23 protein-coding genes and 2 pseudogenes are annotated in these 21484 nt (G+C 70.4%); 11 read left to right on the forward strand and 14 right to left on the reverse strand.

Going from position 1 to position 21484, the window contains the following annotated elements; genetic code table 11:
* Nucleotides 1–416: 416 nt before the first annotated feature.
* Nucleotides 417–734 carry a hypothetical protein gene (locus ACFWPS_RS18495; protein WP_383706283.1) on the reverse strand — a complete coding sequence of 106 codons (318 nt, stop codon included), beginning with the start codon at nucleotides 732–734 and terminating at the stop codon, nucleotides 417–419.
* Nucleotides 735–814: 80 nt separating this feature from the next.
* On the opposite strand from ACFWPS_RS18495, the gene ACFWPS_RS18500 reads away from it, so the two are divergent.
* Entirely contained in the window at nucleotides 815–1375 is a 561-nt protein-coding gene (locus ACFWPS_RS18500; protein WP_383706285.1) for a peroxiredoxin, read from the forward strand.
* A 133-nt stretch (nucleotides 1376–1508) separates the two neighbouring features.
* Nucleotides 1509–2138: a class I SAM-dependent methyltransferase gene (locus ACFWPS_RS18505; protein ID WP_383706287.1), complete on the forward strand. Its 630-nt coding sequence runs from the start codon at nucleotides 1509–1511 to the stop codon at nucleotides 2136–2138.
* A 79-nt stretch (nucleotides 2139–2217) separates the two neighbouring features.
* Here the strand turns inward: ACFWPS_RS18505 and ACFWPS_RS18510 are convergent, their stop codons facing one another.
* From ACFWPS_RS18510 to ACFWPS_RS18535, 6 genes are all read right to left on the reverse strand, one after another.
* Nucleotides 2218–3171, reverse strand: a complete 954-nt coding sequence (locus tag ACFWPS_RS18510) for a transcriptional regulator (protein WP_383706289.1) — start codon at nucleotides 3169–3171, stop codon at nucleotides 2218–2220.
* A 1161-nt stretch (nucleotides 3172–4332) separates the two neighbouring features.
* Nucleotides 4333–4617, reverse strand: coding sequence for a hypothetical protein (locus ACFWPS_RS18515; protein WP_383706291.1), 285 nt, complete (start codon nucleotides 4615–4617; stop codon nucleotides 4333–4335).
* A gap of 154 nt (nucleotides 4618–4771) precedes the next feature.
* Nucleotides 4772–4930 carry a hypothetical protein gene (locus tag ACFWPS_RS18520; RefSeq protein WP_383706293.1) on the reverse strand — a complete coding sequence of 53 codons (159 nt, stop codon included), beginning with the start codon at nucleotides 4928–4930 and terminating at the stop codon, nucleotides 4772–4774.
* A gap of 32 nt (nucleotides 4931–4962) precedes the next feature.
* A complete protein-coding gene (locus ACFWPS_RS18525; protein WP_383706354.1) occupies nucleotides 4963–7380 on the reverse strand; it encodes an aminotransferase class I/II-fold pyridoxal phosphate-dependent enzyme in 2418 nt (805 codons plus the stop codon).
* Complete coding sequence (hppD, locus tag ACFWPS_RS18530; protein ID WP_383706295.1) at nucleotides 7380–8399, reverse strand: 4-hydroxyphenylpyruvate dioxygenase; 1020 nt, start codon at nucleotides 8397–8399, stop codon at nucleotides 7380–7382. The genes ACFWPS_RS18525 and hppD overlap by 1 nt, the downstream gene beginning before the upstream one ends.
* 76 nt (nucleotides 8400–8475) lie before the next feature.
* Complete coding sequence (locus ACFWPS_RS18535; RefSeq protein ID WP_383706297.1) at nucleotides 8476–10059, reverse strand: MBL fold metallo-hydrolase; 1584 nt, start codon at nucleotides 10057–10059, stop codon at nucleotides 8476–8478.
* 370 nt (nucleotides 10060–10429) lie between these two features.
* Here ACFWPS_RS18535 and ACFWPS_RS18540 point away from each other — a divergent pair, with 370 nt between their 5' ends.
* The 5 genes from ACFWPS_RS18540 to ACFWPS_RS18560 are packed head-to-tail and all read left to right on the forward strand — an operon-like array spanning nucleotide 10430 to nucleotide 13741.
* Complete coding sequence (locus tag ACFWPS_RS18540) at nucleotides 10430–11560, forward strand: cytochrome P450 (RefSeq protein WP_383706299.1); 1131 nt, start codon at nucleotides 10430–10432, stop codon at nucleotides 11558–11560.
* Between the two features lie 4 nt (nucleotides 11561–11564).
* Nucleotides 11565–11801 (forward strand): hypothetical protein, encoded by a 237-nt coding sequence (locus tag ACFWPS_RS18545; protein WP_369221115.1) that lies wholly within the window; start codon nucleotides 11565–11567, stop codon nucleotides 11799–11801.
* On the forward strand, nucleotides 11762–12382 hold the full coding sequence (locus tag ACFWPS_RS18550) for a hypothetical protein (RefSeq protein WP_383706301.1): 621 nt from the start codon (nucleotides 11762–11764) through the stop codon (nucleotides 12380–12382). The genes ACFWPS_RS18545 and ACFWPS_RS18550 overlap by 40 nt, the downstream gene beginning before the upstream one ends.
* 13 nt (nucleotides 12383–12395) lie before the next feature.
* A complete protein-coding gene (locus ACFWPS_RS18555; RefSeq protein ID WP_383706303.1) occupies nucleotides 12396–12563 on the forward strand; it encodes an acyl carrier protein in 168 nt (55 codons plus the stop codon).
* The gene (locus tag ACFWPS_RS18560; RefSeq protein WP_383706305.1) at nucleotides 12560–13741 is read left to right on the forward strand and encodes a beta-ketoacyl-[acyl-carrier-protein] synthase family protein; all 1182 of its coding nucleotides are present in this window, start codon (nucleotides 12560–12562) and stop codon (nucleotides 13739–13741) included. Before ACFWPS_RS18555 ends, ACFWPS_RS18560 begins: the two co-directional genes overlap by 4 nt.
* Here the strand turns inward: ACFWPS_RS18560 and ACFWPS_RS18565 are convergent.
* On the reverse strand, nucleotides 13722–14162 hold the full coding sequence (locus ACFWPS_RS18565) for a hypothetical protein (protein ID WP_383706307.1): 441 nt from the start codon (nucleotides 14160–14162) through the stop codon (nucleotides 13722–13724). The two genes, ACFWPS_RS18560 and ACFWPS_RS18565, sit on opposite strands and share 20 nt — an antisense overlap.
* A 453-nt stretch (nucleotides 14163–14615) precedes the next feature.
* Here ACFWPS_RS18565 and ACFWPS_RS18570 point away from each other — a divergent pair.
* Together ACFWPS_RS18570 and ACFWPS_RS18575 are read left to right on the forward strand one after the other, a co-directional pair.
* Nucleotides 14616–14705: pseudogene (locus ACFWPS_RS18570) on the forward strand (winged helix-turn-helix domain-containing protein); the annotation flags it as partial.
* Between the two features lie 62 nt (nucleotides 14706–14767).
* A complete protein-coding gene (locus ACFWPS_RS18575) occupies nucleotides 14768–15376 on the forward strand; it encodes a transposase (RefSeq protein WP_383706309.1) in 609 nt (202 codons plus the stop codon).
* A 103-nt stretch (nucleotides 15377–15479) separates the two neighbouring features.
* Here the strand turns inward: ACFWPS_RS18575 and ACFWPS_RS18580 are convergent, their stop codons facing one another.
* Nucleotides 15480–15692, reverse strand: coding sequence for an MbtH family protein (locus ACFWPS_RS18580; protein WP_383706311.1), 213 nt, complete (start codon nucleotides 15690–15692; stop codon nucleotides 15480–15482).
* A gap of 318 nt (nucleotides 15693–16010) precedes the next feature.
* On the opposite strand from ACFWPS_RS18580, the gene ACFWPS_RS18585 reads away from it, so the two are divergent.
* A complete protein-coding gene (locus ACFWPS_RS18585) occupies nucleotides 16011–17081 on the forward strand; it encodes a MupA/Atu3671 family FMN-dependent luciferase-like monooxygenase (protein WP_383706313.1) in 1071 nt (356 codons plus the stop codon).
* Between the two features lie 107 nt (nucleotides 17082–17188).
* On the opposite strand, the gene ACFWPS_RS18590 is transcribed toward ACFWPS_RS18585, so the two are convergent.
* Nucleotides 17189–17836: an ABC transporter permease gene (locus tag ACFWPS_RS18590; protein ID WP_383706315.1), complete on the reverse strand. Its 648-nt coding sequence runs from the start codon at nucleotides 17834–17836 to the stop codon at nucleotides 17189–17191.
* Here ACFWPS_RS18590 and ACFWPS_RS18595 point away from each other — a divergent pair.
* Nucleotides 17826–18323: a TetR/AcrR family transcriptional regulator gene (locus ACFWPS_RS18595; protein ID WP_383706317.1), complete on the forward strand. Its 498-nt coding sequence runs from the start codon at nucleotides 17826–17828 to the stop codon at nucleotides 18321–18323. The genes ACFWPS_RS18590 and ACFWPS_RS18595 overlap by 11 nt on opposite strands.
* A gap of 19 nt (nucleotides 18324–18342) precedes the next feature.
* On the opposite strand, the gene ACFWPS_RS18600 is transcribed toward ACFWPS_RS18595, so the two are convergent.
* The 4 genes and pseudogenes from ACFWPS_RS18600 to ACFWPS_RS18615 form a co-directional block, all read right to left on the reverse strand.
* Nucleotides 18343–19095 carry a polysaccharide deacetylase family protein gene (locus tag ACFWPS_RS18600; RefSeq protein WP_383706319.1) on the reverse strand — a complete coding sequence of 251 codons (753 nt, stop codon included), beginning with the start codon at nucleotides 19093–19095 and terminating at the stop codon, nucleotides 18343–18345.
* Entirely contained in the window at nucleotides 19092–20675 is a 1584-nt protein-coding gene (locus ACFWPS_RS18605) for a glycosyltransferase (RefSeq protein ID WP_383706321.1), read from the reverse strand. Before ACFWPS_RS18605 ends, ACFWPS_RS18600 begins: the two co-directional genes overlap by 4 nt.
* Nucleotides 20676–20710: 35 nt before the next feature.
* Nucleotides 20711–20890 (reverse strand): annotated as a pseudogene (locus ACFWPS_RS18610) (VOC family protein); the annotation flags it as partial.
* A 223-nt stretch (nucleotides 20891–21113) separates the two neighbouring features.
* Nucleotides 21114–21443, reverse strand: coding sequence for a hypothetical protein (locus tag ACFWPS_RS18615; protein WP_383706323.1), 330 nt, complete (start codon nucleotides 21441–21443; stop codon nucleotides 21114–21116).
* Nucleotides 21444–21484: the final 41 nt, after the last annotated feature.

Below are 21484 nucleotides of genomic sequence, written 5' to 3' on the forward strand. Positions count from 1 at the left end.
AACACCCAGATGGTGCAGGGGTGCTGGAACGCAAGGGTGTGCGGTCCCGGACGAGTGCGCGCGGGTGTCCAACTGCCGCACACCATCGGTTGAACATCCGGTCGCCGGCGAGCGGGACCGCATCGCTCAAGCCGATGCCAAGCCATCACTCGTGAACAACCCTGCTTTGACGGCCCGTTGCTATCGGATCCGTGGGTGACTGCCCGACTCGGAGGTGCTCTTCGAATCTCAGGCTCGACCGTCCGGCATGAACGGTCCAGTCTGTTCCGTCTTTCTGACAACGCCATGCGGCTGTCGCATGACTGGTCGACCCGGGCATCAATCGGTCAACTTTGCTGCAAGAGAGCCTCCTTGAGGGCACGCGTTCAGCCTGGATGGGCTGATTCATCCCACCTGTGTGGCGACGTCACCGTCGTTCAGTGGCGCTCTGCCAACAGGATGTAGAGGTCGGTCTCGCGGTACTCGCTAACCTGCCGCACCTCGGTCCGCATCCCATGGCTCTTGAACAGCTCGTCGACGACCGCGAGTTGTCCGCCCGTGCCGACCGAGCTCCGCCGACCGGGCCAATCAGGCCCGGTGACATACGTGTCGTACGTGAGTTGCGCGCCCTGCGCGAGTTGGGGATTCCGGCGGAGCGGCCGGTCGTTCCTCGAATGCCTGGCCTCCGGGGCCGCGGCGGTGGACGACTGCCCGTCCTCGATGGCCGAGTACCGCACGGCGATCGACGAACTCATCGTGCCAATTGAGGAGTTGACCACTCGGCGGGCCCAGCTGACCGCTCGCCTCAACACGGCCGCCTACCGCGGTCGACCGGTTGCCGGGCCGCCGGCTGGCGGCTGGCGGCTGGCGGCTGGCGGCTGGCGGCTGGCGGCTGGCGGCTGGCGGCTGGCGGCTGGCGGCGATCACATTGACGGACACCAGCGGCGACCGGGTGCCGCCGGACGAACTGGGCGCCGGCCGGTCGGTGCTCTACCTCCACCCGTTGAGCGGCGGCCCGGACGTGGACCTGCCGGAGGGTTGGGAGAGCATCCCGGGCGCTCGCGGCTGCACCGCCGAGGCGTGCGGCTTCCGCGACCACCACCGCGAACTCGTCGACGCCGGCGCCACGACCGTGTACGGCCTGTCCTGCCAGGACACCGCCTACCAGCAAGAGGTGGTCAAGCGGTTGCGGCCGCCGTTCGCGCTGCTCTCCGATCCCTGCCTGGAGCTGGCGGCCGCCCTCGGCCTGCCGACCTTCGAGGCCGGCGGGACGCAGCTGTACTCGCGGCTCATGCTGATCGTCCACGACGGCATGATCGAGCACGTGTTCCACCCGATCGACGGGCCCGGTGAACACGCCGGGCAGGTACCGGCATGGCTGAAGGGAACCACATGACCCAGCGGACGGCAGCGCGGGTGACGCGGACTACGACACGATCGGCGGGTCCTACTCCGCCTACCGGCAGCCCGAACCGCAGATCGCCACGCTGATCGAGGGGGCTCTCGCTAGCGCCCGCACCATCGTCAGCGTGGGCGCCGGGGCAAACTCCTACGAGTTGACGGCCTTCGACGTAACCCCGGTGGAGCTGTCGGCCTCGATGCGCGCCCAGCGGCCCGCGCACCTTCCCGAAGCGGTCGACGCGGTCGCCGAGAGCCTCCCGTTCGCGGACAACACCTTCGACGCCGCGATGACCACGTTCAGCGTGCACCAGTGGAGCGACCTGAAAGCCGGGCTACGGGAGATGCGCCGATTCGCCCGCGGCCCGGTCGTCCTCCTCACCTGCGACCCCGACCTGGTCCGCGACTTCTGGCTGTACGAGTACGCGCCGCTGGTGCTCGGCATCGAAGCACCCCGCTATCCGGTGATCCGCGACATCACCGAAGCCCTGGGCGGCCGCGCCGAGGTCACCACGGTGCCGATCCCCACGGACTGCGCCGACGGCTTCAACGAGGCGTACTACGCCCGCCCGGTGCTCCTCCTCGACCCGGCTGCCCTGCAGTCCTGCTCGGCATGGAGCTTCGTCGAGCCGGAGCTGGCGCAGCAGTGCACCGAGCGGCTCCGACAGGACCTTGCCTCCGGCAGCTGGGACGAGCGGCACGGCCACCTGCGGCAACAGCCCTACCTCAACGGGTCGCTCGTCCTGATCCACGCCGCATGACAGCAGCGCCCCATCGGCTGCCCTGCCGGTCTGTGCCGGGCCCGCGTGCGACCGCCACGACGGGCCCGGCACTACTCGGTCAGCCGGTCGCGGCCTGGTCCACCGCGCGAACCCGCTCGTCCAGTTGCTGCGCGAACTCCAGCCAGGTCTCGGCGCACTGCCGGGCAAGGTCCACCACCAGGGCGCCGCAGTGCGTGGGCACGACCTCGGTGAGCTCGGACCATTCCTTGGCCCCCACCGCGTTCTGCTGCAGCAGGCGCAGCAGTTGGCGGCCTTCCTCCTTGTGGCGCAGCGACGGGTCGCGCAGTAGTTTCTCCAGCACCATGGCCGGGTCGGACCGCATCAGCCGCATATGCTGGGCCACGGTCGCTTGGGTCCGCTGGGCCGGGAGCACCACGCCCATGGCGCCGTCGCCCGCCTGCTCGGTGGCCGACGCCTCCCCGGCCGCCAGCCGGCGCCGGACATCGCTGACCGTCGCCGGGGAGAGCCCGGCCAGCCTGGCGACCTCGCGCAGCGAGGCCTCCGGGCGCTCGGCCAGCAGCTCCGCGGCCCGACGGCGCCCTTCCAGGCTGTTCAGCGGACGGACCTTGCCGTCCCGACCGACCCTCACCTGCAACTGCGGTCCATCCGCGGTCTCAGCCACCCGGCGGCGAATCGCCGCCACCGCCTTGGCACCCAGCCCCGCGGTCCGCGCGATCGCCCGGTCGGAAAGGTGCGGGTGCGAGGTCACGATCCGCTCGGCTGCTGCCCGCCGGTCGGCCAGGGAGAGTGGCAGACCATGGGTGACATTCGCCTCGACCGCCTTCAGGAAGGCATCCGCACTACTGCCGTCGAAGAACTCAACCTCGATGGCCAGTTGGCCCTTGGAAACCGCGGCCAGCAGCCGGTGGGTCCCGTCGATCACGCGCATGGTGTGCCGCTCGACCAGGATCGGCGGAAGCGGGCCGTCCAGCTCCGCTAACCTGGCGATGTGCTCCTCGTCCCGGCCGCCGGTGCGCGGTGACTCTCCCAACTGCAACACGGCGGCCGGCACCACAACGGTCGATGTCAGGTCTCTAACAGTCCGCCTCACGTGCTCCCCCTGATTGTTGTCGGCTCCGAGCTGGGCCCAGGCGCGTGTCGATACTCCACAGGGGCGTCCCGTCGAGGTGCCTACCAGGTCCCGAAGGCTCGCTCCGCGAATCACCGCCAAGATTCGAAGCCGGCCCTCAAGGACACGTCCCAGCCAAATTCCAGTGACTCGATCATCACTTCCGCCCCATGAACTGTCGAGGGGTCACAACCAGCCAGCCGTGTATGGCTCGTCAATTGGCTTGAATCACGCATTGAATGACCATCATTCCTTCACCCAGCCCGTGGCCCCCTCCCGCGACACCAGTCCGCGCCGGCGCGGGCAATGGACCCACCCATGGCGTTTTGAGCAACGCGACTACACCCGGGATGGCGTAACGAACGATTAACTGATGGAGCATCAGCAGTCTTATCCGATCGAGTGTCCACTGCGAATCGTGCCGCCCGTGCCCTGCGGCACCCTTGGCGAGTTCGTCCCTCCAGCTCGGTGAACTCCGCCTCGCTCAGCAAGCGCTGCACCGATCTGGCATGCACTCGCAGCCGCCTGGCGATGACCGCATTCTCCTCTCCCCGGGCGAACCCCTCGGCCGCCGCCCTTCGTATCTGCCCCCGGAATGCCCGCCGCCCTTCGGTCAGGCCTCCTCCCTGCACATACCTCACAGACATGAGGTATGGCGCCCGAAACAGTCGAAGGCACACATCCAGCGACATCACGCGTTCAACGCGACCTGCAGAAGGCGGAGTGCCCGCCGATTCCCGAGCGCATCCGACCCAGCGAGGCTGGGTAGGCGTTCCGGTCAAGTACTTTGAGGCACAGGGAAGTTCTTTTGATCTCTGATTGTGTGGTGCAACATGAAAGGGTGCGGGGTCATGGCGTCACCGCGCCCAGCACAGTGGCGAGGACTACGCCTTCCTTCACGTGAATGACACGGAGGGTCCCGGGTCGCAACTGCTGGCCGGCGTGCCTCAGGTGCATCACCAGCCCGGTGCCGGTCGGGAGCACCGCGATGGCGAACAACAGCCGCGGTGCCCGCGCCGCCCAGGACGAGCCTGCCTCCACCGTCGGCCAGCCATGCGCCGTCGTAGACCGAGGCCAGGTAGCGGTAGCCCTCGTCCGGGAGCATCACCATGCAGGTGCGGTCCGGGTCGTGCTCGGCCCACCACTTGGCGACAAGGTAGGCGGCGCCGCTGGCGGGGCCTTGGAAGAGGGCGTGCCGGGCATGCACTTCGCGGGTGGCCTCGGTGTCGGAGCACCAGTGGCCTCGTCGAAGACGGTGTAGTCGAGGTTGGCGGGCCACAGGCTGTTGCCGACGCCGCGCAGCTGGCAGTCGGACCGGATCTCGGCCAGCCGGCGCAGCCGGGTCTCCTGGAAGTCGCCGACCTCGGCCGGCTCGGGGCAGATCTCCACCTCGGCACCGAGGTCGGTCAGCCGGCGGTACAGGTTGGTCGTCGATCGCCGGGTCGCTCACCAGGATCAGCAGACGGCCCATCAGGGCCGTTTGCATGGCCAGGGCGAGCCCGAAGGTCCCCGCAGTGGTCTCCACGACCACGGTGTCCGGTCCTCACTCGCCGCGCTCCTGCGCGCGTCGCAGGATGTGGCAGGCGGGGAGCAGTTTCAGCAGGGTGAATGACGCCCCGTACAGCGTGGGGCCGAGCCTGATCAGCTTGGGCAGAAGCAGCGCCTCGGTGATCGACCAGCAGGTGCGGGTGGGCGCCGGCATGGGTGGCTCCCTCGGGTTCGGGCGCGGACGGCTCAGTCGCGGGCCGTCTGGGACTGGGACTTGATGAAGTGCGCCAACCGCTCCGTCCCGTCGGCTATCTCCTGGTGCGTCAGGTAGCTGACGGACAGCCGGACGGCGTGCTCGCCACCGCCGTCCGGATAGAAGTAGGACATCGGGGTCCAGATCACACCGAACTCCTCGGCCGAGCGGATCAGCGCCGCATTGTCGGCCTGGAACGGTACGGTGAGGCTGAGGAAGAAGCCGCCGGTGGGCTCGTTCCAGCGCACCCCGAGGGCGTTCCGCTCGGCGGCCGGGAACTGCTTGGCGAGCTCCTCCAGGGTGACCCGCATCGCGTCGCCGTAGTAGGCGGCGGTCTCGCTGTTCAGCTCGGAGGTCCGACCGTCGGCCGCGAGCAGCATGCCCGCTACCACGGCCTGGCTGACGGCCGAGGTATTCACCGTGATCATGCTCTTGATCTTGGCGAGCTCGTCGGCCAGCAGGCCGGTGCGGCCGTCGGCATCCACCACCGTCTGGTCGGCCACCACGTAGCCGACCCGGGCGCCGGGGAAGAGCGTCTTGGAGAGCGATCCCAGCTGCACCACCCGCCGGTGGCGGTCCAGGGACTTCAGCGTGGGCAACTGCTGCCCCGGGCTGACCATCCGGTACGGGCTGTCCTCCAGCACCAGGATGTCGTGGCGCTGCGCCAGGTCGAGCAGGTCGAGCCGGGTCTGCAGCGGCATTGTGGTGCCGGACGGGTTGGAGTGGTCGGGGATCACGTAGAACGCCCGGGGACGGCGGCCGCGGGCCCGCTCGGCCAGGATGGCCGCTTCCAGATCGGCGCAGTCGAAGCCCGACTCGCGCTCGGCCACGGCGGTCGGGGTGACGTCCAGCAGTCGGGCCGCGCCGGTGATCCCCACGTAGCAGGGGCTGGAGACCAGCAGCACGTCCTCGGGTCCGGAGATCAGCGCCCGCACGGCGAGGAACATCGCCTCTTGGCACCCCACCGTGACCACGATGGACTCGGGGGCGACGTCGGTGTTCTCGTCCTTGCGCAGCGAATCCGCGATCAGCTCACGGATCTGGCCGCTGGTCGGGCCGTACTGGAAGAGCGCGGAGCGCACCTGTCCGGGCGAGGCGCCCTGCGCCTCCAGGTGGTCAAGGTAGCGCCGCAGATGGGTGAAGATCTGCTCGGCGTCGAAGAAGCCGTCGTACGGGCGGCCGGGGGCGAACGAGATCGCCTGCGGATAGCGGGTGGTGACCTCGTTGAGGAAGTTCATGGTGTCCAGCACCGGGTCACTGACACTGCCATGCAGCTCGGCCTTGCGCAGCCCAGCGGCCGGCGTGGTCCGAACCGCGCTCGGCGCCGGGGTGGCTTCGGGTTCCACGCCGACCAGGGCAGGACCCGCCTCGGCAATTGACGGGGTCCCGGTGAGTGCCATGGCTTCGACCAGTTCCTCGGTGATCAGCTCAAGTAGGTGCGCCGCGCCGTTCTCGCCACCGACCGCGAGGCCGTGCAGCACCGGACGGCCCAGCAGCACCGCGTCAGCGCCCAGTGCCAGGGCGGCCAGCACGTCGACACCGCGGCGGATGCCGCCGTCGACCAGTACCGGGCACGCACCGCCGACCGCCGCGGTGATCTCGGCGAGCACTTCCAGAGTGGCCGGGACACCGTCCAGTTGGCGGCCGCCGTGGTTGGACACCACGATCCCGTCGACCCCGGCGCGCAGTGCCGCCCGGGCGTCGACCCCGCTCAGAACTCCCTTGACCAGCACCGGGAGTGAACTGATCTCACGCAGCCAGTCGATGACCGACCAGTCGAGCGCGGGATCGAACTCGGCGAGCGCGTGTGCGCTCGGGGAGGCGTAGTCGCCGCCGGTGAGGTTGGCCGGCACCATCCCGTCCGGCAGCCGGAAGTCGTTGCGCAGGTCGCGCAGCCGGCGGCCGAGCCGGGGGGCGTCCACGGTGAGCACCAGCGCCTCGAAGCCGGCCCGCTCGGCCCGTTCCACCAGCTGCCGGGTGGTAGAGCGGTCCCGGAAGCAGTACACCTGGAGCCAGAGCGGCGCACTGGCGGCCTCGGCGATGGACTCGAAGGTCCGGCCGGCGAAGGTGCTCACCACCAGCGGCAGGCCGGCCCGGCCGGCGGCCCGCGCGGTGGCCACCTCGCCCTCCGGATCAGCCAGGGTGTGGTAAGCCATCGGCGCCACCGCTATCGGCACCGGCCAACTGCGCCCCAGCACCGTGGTCTTGGTGTCAGGCGCCCCGGATCCGGACAGCGCCCGCGGCCGCAACCGCACCCGGTCGAACGCCGCCAGATTGGCCGCCAGGGTACGCTCCTGGCCGGCGCCACCGGCGATGAAGTCCCAACTCCCCTGGTCGAAACGGACCCTGGCGGCTCCCTCGTAGTCCTTCAGGGTGAACAGGCCGGTGGTCTCGGGGCGTTCGGTACCCATCACGAAGTCAGCCGATCGCGCTCCACCGCTTCATACAGGGCACGGATGTTGGCGCTGCCGAAGCCTCGCGAACCGTTGTGCTGGATGAGCTCGAAGAAGAGCGTGTTGCGCGGGTAGGGCGAGCGGGTGAAGACCTGCAGCAGGTCACCCCACTCATCGTGGTCAGCCAGGACTTTGGTCTCGCGCAACTCCTCGACCTGGGCGTGCAGACCGCCGAGCCGCTCGCCGAGCATGTCGTAGTAGCTGTCTGGTGTGTCGAGGAACACGACACCCCGCTCACGGCACTCGTGCACCGCGGTGATGATCTCACCGGTGCGGAAGGCAAGGTGCTGCACCCCCTCGCCGCCGTTGCGCTCCAGGAAGTTGTCGAGCTGCCCGGGCTCCTTGCCAGGGTCCGGTGCAACCAGGGTGAGGATGGCACTTCCCGAGTCGCTGCGCACCACGATGGAGTCCATCGCCTGGGCGCCGACCGCAACATACTCCGAGGAGTAGCGGGAGAAGCCGAAGACATCACGGTAGAAGTCGGCGTACTTCTCCAGGGTGCCGCCCTCAAGGCAGACCGCGATGTGGTCCAGGCCGGTCATCCGACCGGTTGCCACCGCCGGGGTGGCCCCGGGTGTGGGAGACCAACTGCGGTCGGTGGGAAGGCCGTTCACTAGAGAATCGGCCGGCAGCAGGGTGTGCACGACGTCTCCGAATCCGGACACGACCGGCAGGCCCTGCGGGGAACGGGTCACCGTGGCGCCGGCGGCGACCGCCGCCGCGGCAGTCGCCGCCACGTCGTCACAGATCAGCGCGATGTCTGCGATGCCATCGCCGTGCTGCTCCAGGAACCTCACGATCCCCCGCCCGGAGGTGACCACCAGGCGAACCCCACCCTGCTGCAGGAGCACCGAACTCCGCTCCGGCTCAACCGAGTCGGCCACCCGGGTGAACCCCATGGCGGACACGAAGTAGTCGACGGCCGTCACCGTGTCTCTCGTGTACAGCTCGACATAGCCGATGTCGTGCACAGCCATGGAAGTACCTCCAACAGGGGCTGGGAGCGGAATTCGGTGAGGGGTTCGCCTGGGGTCTGCGGTCAACCGCGGGCTGCTACCAGCGCCACTCCTGCTGCTTGAACAAGTGGCCGGCCGGGATATCGTGCTCCTTGCACCAGCCGAGGAACTCCTCGATCTGCTTGATCTGGTAGGTGTCCGGGGTGTAGGTGGTGGCCATCACGTGGCCCAGCCAGTCCTCCTCGCCCATCGCGTAGACGTAGGCCTCCTTGGCGCCCAGCTCGGCCATGATCGCGGCGGCCTGCTCGGCGTTGGAGCCGGACAGCTTGCGGGAGTTGCTCATCTTCTTGGTGACCGGGATGGTCAGCAGTGCCTGGTAGAGCCAGGTGAGCGGGGCGCCGTCGCACTCCATGCCGAGGAAGGCGAAGTCGGCGGTGCCCAGGTGGCCCTTGACGTAGCGGTAGAGCTTGGGGTCGATGCCGGAGGAGTCGGCACCGATGAAGACCTTCTTGCCCGCCAGTTCGGCCCAGTAGGTCGACTTGGCGCGGATGTCCAGGTCGCAGTGCTCGCCCAGGAACGGGGTGGCGGTGATCTTGCCGCCCGGAAACTCGACCTCGTCGAAGTCGTCGACCTCCACCACGTCGAAGCCCTGGTGCTTGAGCATCAGCGCGATCGAGGGGTCGGCCAGGTTGCCGCGGGAGTAGCGCGGGCAGACGATCTTGCCGACCCGGCCGCGCAGCTGCAGCAGGGTCTCCATGACGATGTGGTCCTGGTGGCCGTGGGTGATCAGCACCAGGTCGATGTAGTCCGGCAGGTCGTCCAGGGTGTAGCGGTCGTCGGCGTCGCTGTCCGCGCTGATGAACGGGTCGGTGACGATGGCGGCTTCGGGGGTCTGCAGCACCAGGCAGGCGTGGCCGAAGTAGCGGATCCGGCCACCGGACTCGATGTGGCGGTCCTCGTTCAGGGCCGGAGTCTCGCTCAACATGGTGCGCAGCACGGCCGCCTGCTCGTCGTTCAGCTCCAGTGCCTCACGCAGGTGGGCCAGCGTGGTCGGCTTGACGCGGGCCTTGAACAGCTCCGTCAGACCGGGGTGCCGGAACGGGATGTCCAGCTCCAGCACGTCCTCGGAGGGCAGCCGCGGGGTACTCAGGATGAACGGGCGCTCGATGCCGGTCTCGAAGGAGAGCTGCACCGACTGGCGCGACTCCTGGTAGTACGGGCTGTGGTAGAGCACCGGCTCCAAGAAGCGCAGCTGCGCCTGGTTGTCGGTGTCGTAGGCCAACTCGACCAGACCACCCAGCTCCTCCGGCAGCTTCGGGTAGAGCGGGGTCAGGTCGAAGCCGGTGGCGTTGGCCCGCAGGATCTCCTGACCGGCGGCGATCGCCTCGGCGAACTTCAGCATGTCGGCCCGGTCCCGCTTGATGGCGGCGAGCAGCTCGCGCACCTCATCGGCGCGCTCCTCCGGGATGTTGATGAAATAACCGCCGCGCAGCTCCGGATTGTTGCTGGCCGCGACATGCACCTGCGGGGACTGCAGGTACGACTCGAGCAGCGGGACATGCAGGAACGCCAGGTTCATCGCCGCCTGCACCGGCGCCATGGTGTGCGGCTGGGCGACAAACCTGTCCACCAGCGGCTCGATTATGACCTTGGACCGCAGAAACAACTGCTCATCAGTCATCTGCACCCCTCCTTCCCAGGGAAAACGACACCATCGACAGGGCAGCCGACGATTCGGCGTACCTCAGCCCGGAATAATTCCATCCGACTAGGGAACCTAGCCTCCCAGCGCTGAAGAGATCAACATTCCTCAATGACTCGGGACACCGCTCGGCAGCGGTGTTCAAGTGCGCTTTTGCGGCACTTGAACAGGCCGCTCGGACGACCTGGAGCGGGCGGCTCGGCAAGCCTTGACGCTGTGCGAAACAGCATGCCACCGTGAAATCAACCCTTAGACCCCTGCGAGGCATCGCGTGGAAAGCAAGCCGATCGAGCCGCCACCGCCTATCAACCTGGTCGATCCAGAACTCTATTCACATGGCGACCCTTTTGTGCAGTGGCGGTGGCTGCGCGCCAACGACCCGGCCCACTGGCACGAACCGGCCGAACTGCCCGGCTACTGGTCGCTGACCAGGTACGAGGACGTGCGAACCGCCTACCGCGATCACGAGACCTTCAGCTCCGCACACGGAATCCTGCTGCGGCCCGCCGACCACGGAGTCGACCCCGGGGGCGGCCGCACCCTGGCCCTCACCGATCCGCCACGCCACCGCCAACTGCGCGGCGTGGTGGACGAGTGGTTCACCGTCCGATCGGTCCGGACACTCGAAGAGGAAATGCGGGACATTGCCCGCGCCGTGGTCGGCGGCGCCTTGGCCCAGGAGTCCTGCGACTTCGTCGCCGAAATCGCCGCGCGCATTCCGCTGTATGTCATCTGCAAGATGATGGGCATTCCGGAGTCGGACTGGCAGTATCTGTACGATCTCACCAGCAAGGCATTCGCCGATGGCGATCCACTGACCCGCCGATTCGCCCACCTCGACATCATGGGGTACTTCGAGAATCTCCAGGAGGAGAAGGCGGCGAATCCGGGCGACGACCTGGTGAGCGCACTCGCCACCGCCGTCATCGACGGTGATCGGCTCAGCCCGGACGACATCATCCTGAACTGCGACAACCTGCTCGTCGGCGGCACCGAGAACACCCGGATCTCAGCGGCCGGCGGTATGCTCGCCTTCCTCCAGCACCCCGAGCAGTGGGACACCCTGCGGGCGGACCCGAGCCTGCTGCCGTCCGCCGTCGAGGAAGTGCTGCGCTGGACCTCGACCGCTACCCACATCATGCGCACCGCGGCCAGGCCGATCGGGATCCACGGCAAACGGATCGAGCCCGGCGACCGCGTGGTGTTCTGGCTCCCGTCGGCCAACCGCGACGAGACGGTGTTCGACGATCCGGACCGCTTCGATGTGCTGCGCAAGCCGAACCGGCATCTGGCGCTGGGCTTCGGCGAGCACTTCTGCCTCGGCAGCGTGCTGGCCAAGTCCGAACTCCGTCTTATTTTCGGCGAGTTGCTCAACAGCAGGGTCGACATCGAGCTGGCCGGAGAGCCGAAGCTGCTGGAATCGATCGTCGTCAACGGCCCCGAGTCCCTGCCGGTCCGCCTGACGCCGCGGGGCGCGTGACCCGATGTCCACGACAGAGTCCACCTCATCGTCCGGGGACCGCCGCGACCGGCCGACCTCGGTCCTGGCCGGCCTCGGCACCTGCCTGCCCAGCACCGAGATCGACAACGCCGCGCTGGTGGCCCAGCTGGACACCACCGACGAGTGGATCCGCAGTCGCACCGGCATCGCCGCACGGCGCCGGGCGGCCCCGGGGTGTCAATGCGCGACCTGGCCTGCGAGGCCGGCGCCAACGCGCTGAGCTCGGCGGGCCTGCGAACGGTCGGCGGCGTGGTGCTGGCCACCACGACACCGGACCGCCCGTGCCCGGCCGCAGCGCCCGAGGTCGCCCACCGCCTCGGCCTGGGCCAGGTCCCGGCGTTCGACATCTCCGCCGTGTGCAGCGGGTTCGTCTACGCCACCGCGGTGGCCAACGGCCTGATCACCAGCGGCGTCGTCGACAGCGTCCTGATCGTGGCGTCCGAAATCTACTCCTGGATCGACGACCCGACGGACCGCGGCACGGCCGTGATCTTCGGCGACGGCGCGGGCGCGGTGGTGCTGCGCCGCGGCACCACCGCGGACCAGGGCGCGCTGCCAGCGTTCGACCTCGGCGGTGACGGTTCGGGCCACCACCTCATCCAGGTGCCCGGCGAGCTCGAACAACCGGACGGCCCGCGCTGGTTCGGCATGGCCGGCCGCAAGGTCCACCTGCAGGCGGTCGAGCAGATGGCGCTGTCGGCCTCGCGGGTGCTGAAGGACTGCGGATGGAGCCCCGGGATGGTCGACGCCCTGGTGCCGCACCAGGCGAACGGCCGCATCATTCAGGCGGTGGCCGAGTGACATCGAACCGACCATGACCTTCGCGGAGTTGGAGCTCGACTCGCTCTCGCTGGCCGAGCTGGGCGCCCAGTTGGAAGACGACCTGGGCGTCACCGTCGATGAGGACAACCTGACTCCGCGAACCACCGTGGCCGACATCGCCGCGCTGCTGGAGGCGCAGGGCGCGGTCCTGCCGGCATGAGCGGCGCCGCTGTCACGGGACTTCGCCGCCCCGAGATGGTGATCACCGGAATCGGCATGGTCACGCCTGCCGGGGTCGACACCGCCACCACCTGGAAGACGGTCTGCGCCGGGGAGCCCGCAGCCTCGGCCGACCCGCGGCTGACCAACCTCACCATCGACTTCGGTTGTGCGGTGACCGGCTTCGACCCCGAACTGATCCTCGGCGTCGAGGCCCGCCGGATGGACGCCTTCACCCGGTTCGCCGTCGCCTCGGCCCACGCGGCAGTCGCCGACGCAGAGTTGACGGACGGGTGCTGGGACCCGGCCAGGGTGGGTGTCGTCCTCGGTACCGGCATCGGCGGCCAGCCGACCTGGGAGGAGCAGGGGCGGCGGCTGCGGGACCGCGGTCCGCGCACGGTCAACCCGCTGACCGTTCCCCGGGCCACCAGCAACATCGCCGCCGGCACGGTGGCGATGGAGCTCGGCCTGCACGGCCCCTCGCTGAGCGTCGCCACCGCCTGCGCGACCGGTACCACCGCTCTCGGCTACGCCCTGGACCTGCTCCGCGCGGGCCGCTGCGACGTGCTGCTGGCGGGCGGCACCGAGGCCACCGTGCCACCCCTGGCGGTCACCGCCTTCGACCGACTCAAGGCGCCCTCCCACCCCTACGCACGACTGATGGGCTACGGCGCGACGTCCGACGCCCACCACCTCACCTCACCCGCTCCCGACGGGCACTGGGCCGAACTCGCCGTGCGACAGGCGCTCGCCGACGCCGGTGTCCAGGCCTCGGACGTGACCCTCGTCAATGCGCATGCGACCAGCACTCCGCAGGGTGATGACATCGAGGCCCGGATGATCGAGCGGGTCTTCGGACGGGGCGCGGCGGTCGTCTCGACCAAGGGGGTCACCGGCCATCTGCTGGGTGCCGCCGGGGCGGTCGAGACCGGACTCACCGCCCTGTCGATCGCCCACGGGGTGGTCCCACCCACCGCCGACTTCGGCTCCACCGGCCCGGACGCCGCCGACATCGACATCGTCCACGGTGCGGCCCGGCAGGTTCCGGTGCCGCCGGCCGTGAGCAACTCGTTCGGCTTCGGCGGCCAGAACGCCGTCGTCGTCCCGGGGAGCGTCCGACCTGTCTGGTGGGCCTCTGCGGCTCAGGAGCCGCTCAGGCCTACCGGATCAGTCTCATAGGCGTAGATCGTCGCCTGGGGATCCGACCCCTGCTGTTCAACTTGCCCAGGACCCGGCTCACATGCGTCTTGACGGTGGACCCGGCCCGCAGTACGACCAGGAACAGCACCCAGGCCTTCAGGGCGAGTTCGGATCCGTTCCATGCGTGGTTCCAGGGGCAGGTGCAGTGCACACTCGCCGCTGCGGCAGTAACGGCCGCTTCACTCAGCATGGGCACCCACCAGGCCGGGATCGCCCGGTACAAGGCCAGCACGGGCGCGGCGAACTGGGCCGCGCTGAGCACATAACCGATGAACTGCAGGTGAGGGCCGACGGGGTGGCGGTGCCAGCTGAAGAGGAGGACGGTCGTCCCGCAGGCCACCAGCGGTATCAACGCCGGAGCCATCTGCCAGCAGCGATGCCCTACGCCGGCTTCGTCCACGCGGCACCAGCCACGATCCGGGCTGGATCGCGGTCGACCTGGCCGTCATGCTCGCCGACGGCGGCGAGGCGATCGCCGACCTGGCCCTGTGACGCGCCTGACGGGCTTGTCGCGGTGGCTGTATCTGATGGGGTGTGAGATATGCGGATGGGGGCGGGTTGACCACCGCGGGACGGCTGCGCCGGGAGACGGTGCGGATGCAGGCCGCCGAGCTGTTCGAGCAAGAGGTCAAGCCGACGGAGGTGGCCCGGCGTCTGCGGGTGAGTCCGAAGTCGGCTACCAGTGGCATCAGTTGTGGCGCGAGGGCGGGGTCGAGGCGCTGGCGTCACGTGGCCCGAGCGGGTCGCGGTGCCGTCTGTCCCCGCGCGCTGCCTGGAGAAGCTCTCCGCGTATCTGGACCAGGGCCCGGCCGCGCACGGCTGGGTGGACGACCAGGTGTGGACCGCTTCGCGGGTGGCCACGCTGATCGGTCGCAAGTTCCACGTCTCGTACAGCGTCTCGGGCGCTACGCGGCTGATGCACCGGCTCGGCCTCAGCCCGCAGGTGCCCGCTCGGCGGGTGGCCGAGCGTGACGAGCGGGCCGTCACCGCCTGGAAGGAGGCGACATGGGCGGAAGTAAAAGAGCTCGGGCGGCCTGCGGGGGCCACATCTGCTTCGAGGACGAAGCAGGCTTCACCCGCCGACCGCCCAAAGGCCGCACCTGGGGCCGGCGCGGTTGCACGCCGGTCGGGACCGTCGGCGGCCGCCGCTCGGGACGCCTGTCCGTGGCGGGACTGATCGCCATGCGGCCGAGCTCGCGCACCCGGCTGTGCCACCGTCTGCGCACCCACCCGGCGGGCAAGGGCCGGCGCCGCAGCATGGGCGAGCGCGGCTTCATCGCCCTGGTCGACGGAGTGCACCACCTCGTCAAGGCGCCGATCGTGCTGGTCTGGGACCGCCTGAACACCCACGTCTCCCACGCCATGCGCGAGTTGATCTCCGAGCGCACCTGGCTGACGGTCTTCCTCCTGCCCGCCTGCTCACCCGACCTCAACCCGGTCGAATGGGTCTGGGCACACGTCAAGCGCAGCCTGGCCAACCTCGCCGTGGTCGCCCTCGACCGGCTCGAAGCCCTCGTCCGCAACCGGCTCAAGCGCCTGCAGTACCGGCCCGAGATCCTCGAGAACTTCATGGCCGGCACCGGCCTGACCCTCGACACCCCAACGTCACCCTGACGAGCCGAAGTCAGTAAGGAGTCGGCGCCCGGTCGCGACACCCCCGAAGGCCGCTTCCACGAGGGGAGCGGCCTTCGGGGGTGCTGACGGGGGTGTAGGCCGATCAGCTCTGGGCCATCGCAGCGATCAGGCTCTTGGGGCGCATGTCGGTCCAGTTCGCCTCGATGTAGTCAAGGCACTCCTGCCGCGCAGCCTCGCCGAACACCGAGGTCCAGCCGGCCGGCGCCTCGATGAAGACCGGCCACAGCGAGTGCTGGCCCTCGTCGTTGACCAGGACCAGGTAGTTCGCGTCAGGGTCCTCGAACGGGTTCGTCATCACGTCGTCCTTCCTGCGGGCATGATGTGGACCCTCCGGTCCCACCGCGACCCACTATGGGCCAGGGTGCCGAGTCGGAGTCAAACAACCGCCGCACCGAGCACGCCGTGGCCCCGATTGTCCGTCTAACTGCGGCCCGGCGCCGGTTGAACAGGGCACTTCGCACCATCTGCGGTCGGTCTTGATCCATGTCGCGCATGGTGCCAGGGTGGCCGCGACGGAGCGTGCCAGTCTCGGCCCGCCGGGTGGTCAGGCGCGGCGACCCGGCGTCCTCCTTCACTCAACTGCACACCACGTGCACACGATCCGGAGACGCGGATGGACTTCAGCCTCTTCTACTTCGCCAACAACGACACCGAGCAGCAGGACTGCTACCGGCTGCTGCTGGAGGGCGCGCGCTTCGCCGACGACCACGGCTTCACCGCGGTGTGGACCCCGGAGCGCCACTTCCACGCCTTCGGCGGGCTCTACCCCAATCCCGCGGTCACGGGCGCCGCGGTCGCCGCGGTGACCAAGCGGGTGGCCGTGCGGGCCGGCAGCGTGGTGGCACCGCTGCACCACCCGATGCGGATCGCCGAGGAGTGGTCGGTCGTCGACAACCTCTCCAACGGGCGGGCGGGGGTGGCGATCGCCTCGGGGTGGCACGCCGCCGACTTCGCGCTGCGCCCGGAGAACTACGAGACCCGCAAGAGCGCGCTGATGGACACGATCGACACGATTCGCCGGCTGTGGCGGCGTGAGTCGGTCGAACTCGTCGACGGTGCGGGCGAGTCGGTGTCGCTGACGATGTTCCCGCCGCCGGTTCAGCCCGAGCTGCCGGTATGGCTGACCACCGGCGGCTCCCCGGCGACCTTCGAACTGGCCGGACGGCACGGCCTGGGCGTCCTCACCCACCTGCTGGGCCAGGAGGTCGGGACGCTGGCACAGCGGATCGCCGAGTACCGGGCGGCATACCAGGAGCACCAGGGCGACGGGGGGCGCCCCCACGTGGCGGTGATGTTGCACACCTTCGTAGGCACTGACCGCGAGGCCGTACGGGAGACCGTGCGCGAGCCGTTCTCCCGCTACCTCGCCAGTTCCTTCGACCTGCTGGTCAAGGCTGCCGAGGCCGCGGGAGCCGACGGCGCCGCGATGATGCGGGAGATGAAGAAGGTGAGCGAGGAGGACCGCCGTTTCCTGGTGGCCCAGGCCTTCGACCGGTACTTCGAGACCAGCGGCATGTTCGGGACCGTCGAGGAGTGCATGGCTACGCTCAAGCAGCTCGCCGACGCCGGCGTGGACGAGGTCGCGTGCCTGGTGGACTTCGGCGTGGCGACCGACCAGGTCGTGGACGGCTTCCAGCACCTCGCCCGGCTGCACGACACCTGGCGTGCGCACACCGGGCGCTGAGGGCGCCCGTGGGCCGACACGGATGTCCCGGGGCGTCTGAGAGGCCCCGGGACACTGTGCTGGAGACCGCCCGCCGTTGCAGACGGGGCACGCTGACCGGCAGCCCCTCAGCCCGCAGCCACGGCCCGGTCGTAGGCCCGCGTCGCCAGCGGGACGACGGCGACCAGCAGGACCGAGAGCATGAGCACCGACGACAGGACGGGGTGCCGCAGCGGGAGCCCCGGATCCACGAGGTTGCCGGTCGGGTTCCCCCACAGCTCCCGAAGAGCGGTGGCCAGGACGGTCATCGGGTTCCACTGGGCGATGGACTGCAGCCACCCCGGCAGGTTGGCGACCGGGTAGAAGGTCGCCGACAGAAACGACGCCGGCATGGTCACGAACATCGCGACCGCATTGACCCCCTGGGGCTCGCGGACCAGCAGCCCGACAAACAGCCGAGCCAGGTCATCGCGAAGCCGAGCAGCAGCAGGAAGCCTTCGACCGCCTTGAAGAACCCGCTGTCGATGCGCCATCGCCTGCCGTAGCTCTGTCGCCGCCGAGGCGACCCCGGCGATGCGCGTCTCCAGGCCCACCGACACCCGCAGCCCGTCGACGACGGGCGCGGCGATGCCCTCCCGCGAGGCCCGGGCCAGCGCCGCCTGTGCCGGCCCGGCCATCGCGGCGGAGCTCACGGTGATCTCCAGCCGGTCGCCCCCGATCCTCCGCTTGAGTTCGGCCGGTGTGCCCTCGGCGGCCGACCGGCCCTTGTCGATCACCGCGGCCCGCGAGGCCTTCGCCGAGCACGGCGCCGATGCGTCGCTGGAGGACATCGCCCGCCGCGCGGGCGTGGGCATCGGCACGCTGTACCGGAACTTCCCGTCCCGCCGCGAGCTGTTCGAGAGCGTGTACGCGGAGGATGTCAACGAGCTGGTCCGGGTCGCCGAGGAGGTCGCCGAGCTGGAGCCGTGGGAGGCGCTCACCTCCTGGCTGAACAGGTTCACCGGCTACATGGTGACCAAGCGGGCCATCCGCGAGGCCCTCGACGGCGAGTCCGAGATCTTCGACGCCTGCCGGGACTCGCTCTACGCAGCGGGCGGCCCGCTGTTCGAGCGGGCCCAGGAGGCGGGCGTGGCGCGCAAGGACATGGACATCGGCGACCTGCTGCGGCTGGTCTCGGGCGTCACCGGGACGACCTTCGTCGACGACGCCCAGCGCGACCGGGTGCTGGCCATCGCACTGGACGGGGTGCGCGCCGCCCGTTGACCGGGCGCCGCGGCGGCCGTCAGCGCCGCAAGCCGTCCGCTCCCCCGGCCCGCCCGTGCTCCCGCAGCGGCCCGACCGACAGACCCCGCTCCTCGCAGGTGTCGAGGATCCGTGGCAGGGCGCCGAGGGCCGAGTGCCAGGCGCCCGGAGCGGAGGTGCAGTCGGAGTCGTGCAGCAGGATGGTGCCGCCGCCGTCCAGGTCGCGGGTGACCGTGCGGTGGACGGACCCCGGGGTGGCCCGGGCCCTCCAGTCCTCGCCCCAGGCGGTCCACAGCACCGGGGTGAGCCCGAGGCGGCGGGCCGCGAGGTGGGCGGCGGTGGACATCACGCCGTAGGGCGGCCGGAACAGGCGCGGGGTGCGGCCGGTGAGGGCACCGACCGTGTCGCGGGCACGGGCGAAGTCGTCGTACGTGGCGCGCGGGCCGCGCAGCAGCAGGGGGCGGTGGAGCCAGCCGTGGATGCCGATCTCGTGGCCGGCGGCGGCGATCTCGCGGACCAGACCGGGCGAGCGGCGCGCCTGGCAGCCGAGGAGGAAGAAGGTGGCGGTGATCTTCCGGTCCTCCAGGGCACGCAGGAACAACGGGGTGGACAGCGGGTCGGGCCCGTCGTCGAAGGTCAGCGCGACGTGATCCGCGCGGCCCCGGCCGGCAAGGCGGGGCATGGCACGGTTGCGCAGCGGGCCGAAGGTGGACAGCACCGGGGCCGCGTGCGCGGCGGCCAGCACCGGGAGGGCGAGCCGGGCGGTCGTACGGAGCAGTTGTGCGGCACTCACGAGCGGTGGCCCTCCGGGTGATGGGCGTGCGGCGGGCCGTCGAGGTCGAGGGTGCGGCCGATGGCATGCATCACGCCAGTGCCGGTGTCGGTGGTGGCGACCGCGGTGCCGACCGCGCACGCACAGACGGTGCAGGCGGCGGCCGCGGTGGCGGCGAGCCGCCGTAGGGTCGGACGGGTCCGGATCCTGTGTGCGGCGGAAGGCGCAACGGCCGGACGGGCTCCGGTCCCACCTGCGGCGGAAGGCGCAACGGCCGCACCGGCTCCGGTCCCACCTGCGGCGCAAGGCGCAACGGCCGCACCGGCTCCGGTCCCACCTGCGGCGCAAGGCGCAACACCCACACCGGCCCCCGCCCCGCCCACGGCGCAAGGCGCCACGGCGAGCGGGACGGGGAGTGATGCTCGGGCGCCGCAGGCGCGGGCTATCGCGTCCGCGGGTCCCCGGCCCGCGGCGGCGAACAGGGCGAGCCCAGCCTCGCGTTGCAGCAGGCCGCGCGGGCCGTCGATCAAGTCGCAGAGGACGTCCTTGAGTTCGGCCGCGTCCTGGATCCAGGCGGCGACACCCGCCTCGTCGAGCGCGGCCGCGTTGGCCGGTCCGTGGCCCGGTATGCAGCGGTAGCTGGCGACGGGCAGGCCGGTGGCGAAGGCCTCCAGCGAGGTCAGTCCGCCGGCGTTCTGGACGAGCACGTCGGCGGCGTGCATCAGACCGGGCATGTCGTCGACCCAGCCGTAGGCGTGCTCGATGCCGTCCTCACGCAGCTGCCGGACCAGCGCCTCATTGCGGCCGCAGACCACTACCGGCACGGCCGCGCCGCAGTCGCGCAGCTCCAGGGCCACCTGCCGGACCGGGCCGACGCCCCAGGACCCCGCGACCAGCAGGGCGAGCGGGGCGGTGGCGGGCAGGCCGAACCGCGCCCGGGCGGCGCCGCGTTCGGCCTCCTGCGCGGGTCTGAAGCGCGGGTCGACGACCGGCCCGCCCACCCGGACGTCGCCCGCGCCGAGGGCCCTGGCCTGTGCGGCGGGCACGGCGTGGGCGGCGAGGTGGACGTCCACGCCGTCGGCCACCCACAGCGGGTGCACCGAGAAGTCGGTGAGGTAGGTGAACACCGGCACGTCGAGGCGGCCGGCCAGCCGCAGCCTGCCCAGCACATGGCTGGCCCCGGGGTAGGTGGAGACGACGGCGCCGGTGTCCGCGGGCAGGGCGCGCAGCATCCGGTCCTCGGCGGTGCGCAGCAGGGCGCGGGCCAGCGGGCCGCCGCCTCCGGCGCGTTCGGTGCTGCTGTAGATGCGCTGGTAGATCCAGGGTGCCCGGACGAGCATCCGGTGGTAACCGTCGCGGACGGTCCGGCCGAGCCGGGCGGGCAGCAGGTCGAGGAGGTCGTAGCGGTCGACGGTGACGCCGGCCGCCCGGAGCCGGCGGTGCAGCTCGTGCGCGGCGCCGTCGTGGCCCGCCCCGATGCTGGCGGAGACGATCACGACGCGTTCGGCCGGTGCCGTACGGCGGGGCGTCGCCGCAGGCCGGGAGCTCAGGGCGGCGGCCGCGAGGGCACGCAGATACACCGTGCTTCCGAGGTGGGGCATGGGCTTGTTCCTCCGCAGGTGGAGTGAGGCGGCGAAAGGGTGGGCGGCATCTGGCGGGCCCGGACCTCCTCGACGGTCGGCTCCCAGGAACCGATCTCGACCTTGCCCTCGCTCCGGTCGATCACCTTGAAGCCCAGGACCGCGCACCAGAAGGCCGCGAGCCGCTTCGGATCGTGGCAGTCGACAACCAACGCGGTGACGGGCCGGGAGCTGATCAGGCACCTGATCGCCACCGAGCTGTCCGGGCGGACCCGGCTGACCGGTGAGTGGCAGCGGGCCATCGAGGAGGCCGTGGGCCGGGAGCGGGGTGGGACCGCGTGGCCGCCTCCGGTGCCGTCCGTCCGGGGCGGTCGTGGCCGAGCACTCGGTCGCGGCCGCCCCGCCGTGCGTCAGGGGTACGCACGGAGGGGCGGCCGCAGCCCGGACGCCCGCGGCCCGTTACGAGCGGCGCGGGATCCGGGCGGTCTGCGACAGCGACACGCATATGACGGAGGTGGCGGCCCACACCAGGGGGACTGTCCACGGGCTCCACCACATGAGCGCCAGCGAGACGGCCGCGGCCGCCAGCAGCGCGACGGTGACCGGCAGCACAACGTCGCGCCGGTACCGCCTCAGCTGCTCGCCGAGGACCTCTTCGACGATCTCTTTGACGATCTCGGCGACCCGGTCGTCGATGGTGTCCCCGTAGTGCACGAGGAACTGCTCGATGTCGTCGGTCCTGCCGGCCGGGCAGGGGCGGCCGGCGGTGTTCGAGTGTCGATCGGTCATGTCCCCACGATGTCGCACCGGGCGGTGCCGGGTCGGCAGCG

It is taken from the genome of Streptomyces sp. NPDC058457 (assembly GCF_042720695.1).
In the GTDB taxonomy this organism is placed as follows: Bacteria; Actinomycetota; Actinomycetes; order Streptomycetales; family Streptomycetaceae; genus Streptomyces.

Bases quoted from the DNA above. Each gene is read 5' to 3' on its own strand.
- ACFWPS_RS18560 (WP_383706305.1), top strand. From the start codon at position 12,560: ATGAGCGGCGCCGCTGTCACGGGACTTCGCCGCCCCGAGATGGTGATC.
- ACFWPS_RS18605 (WP_383706321.1), bottom strand. From the start codon at position 20,675: ATGCCCCACCTCGGAAGCACGGTGTATCTGCGTGCCCTCGCGGCCGCC.
- ACFWPS_RS18495 (WP_383706283.1), bottom strand. From the start codon at position 734: ATGAGTTCGTCGATCGCCGTGCGGTACTCGGCCATCGAGGACGGGCAG.
- ACFWPS_RS18525 (WP_383706354.1), bottom strand. From the start codon at position 7,380: ATGGGTACCGAACGCCCCGAGACCACCGGCCTGTTCACCCTGAAGGAC.
- ACFWPS_RS18575 (WP_383706309.1), top strand. From the start codon at position 14,768: ATGGGCGGAAGTAAAAGAGCTCGGGCGGCCTGCGGGGGCCACATCTGC.
- ACFWPS_RS18535 (WP_383706297.1), bottom strand. From the start codon at position 10,059: ATGACTGATGAGCAGTTGTTTCTGCGGTCCAAGGTCATAATCGAGCCG.
- ACFWPS_RS18555 (WP_383706303.1), top strand. From the start codon at position 12,396: ATGACCTTCGCGGAGTTGGAGCTCGACTCGCTCTCGCTGGCCGAGCTG.
- ACFWPS_RS18550 (WP_383706301.1), top strand. From the start codon at position 11,762: ATGCGCGACCTGGCCTGCGAGGCCGGCGCCAACGCGCTGAGCTCGGCG.
- ACFWPS_RS18585 (WP_383706313.1), top strand. From the start codon at position 16,011: ATGGACTTCAGCCTCTTCTACTTCGCCAACAACGACACCGAGCAGCAG.
- ACFWPS_RS18545 (WP_369221115.1), top strand. From the start codon at position 11,565: ATGTCCACGACAGAGTCCACCTCATCGTCCGGGGACCGCCGCGACCGG.
- ACFWPS_RS18520 (WP_383706293.1), bottom strand. From the start codon at position 4,930: ATGCCGGCGCCCACCCGCACCTGCTGGTCGATCACCGAGGCGCTGCTT.
- ACFWPS_RS18580 (WP_383706311.1), bottom strand. From the start codon at position 15,692: ATGACGAACCCGTTCGAGGACCCTGACGCGAACTACCTGGTCCTGGTC.
- ACFWPS_RS18615 (WP_383706323.1), bottom strand. From the start codon at position 21,443: ATGACCGATCGACACTCGAACACCGCCGGCCGCCCCTGCCCGGCCGGC.
- hppD (WP_383706295.1), bottom strand. From the start codon at position 8,399: ATGGCTGTGCACGACATCGGCTATGTCGAGCTGTACACGAGAGACACG.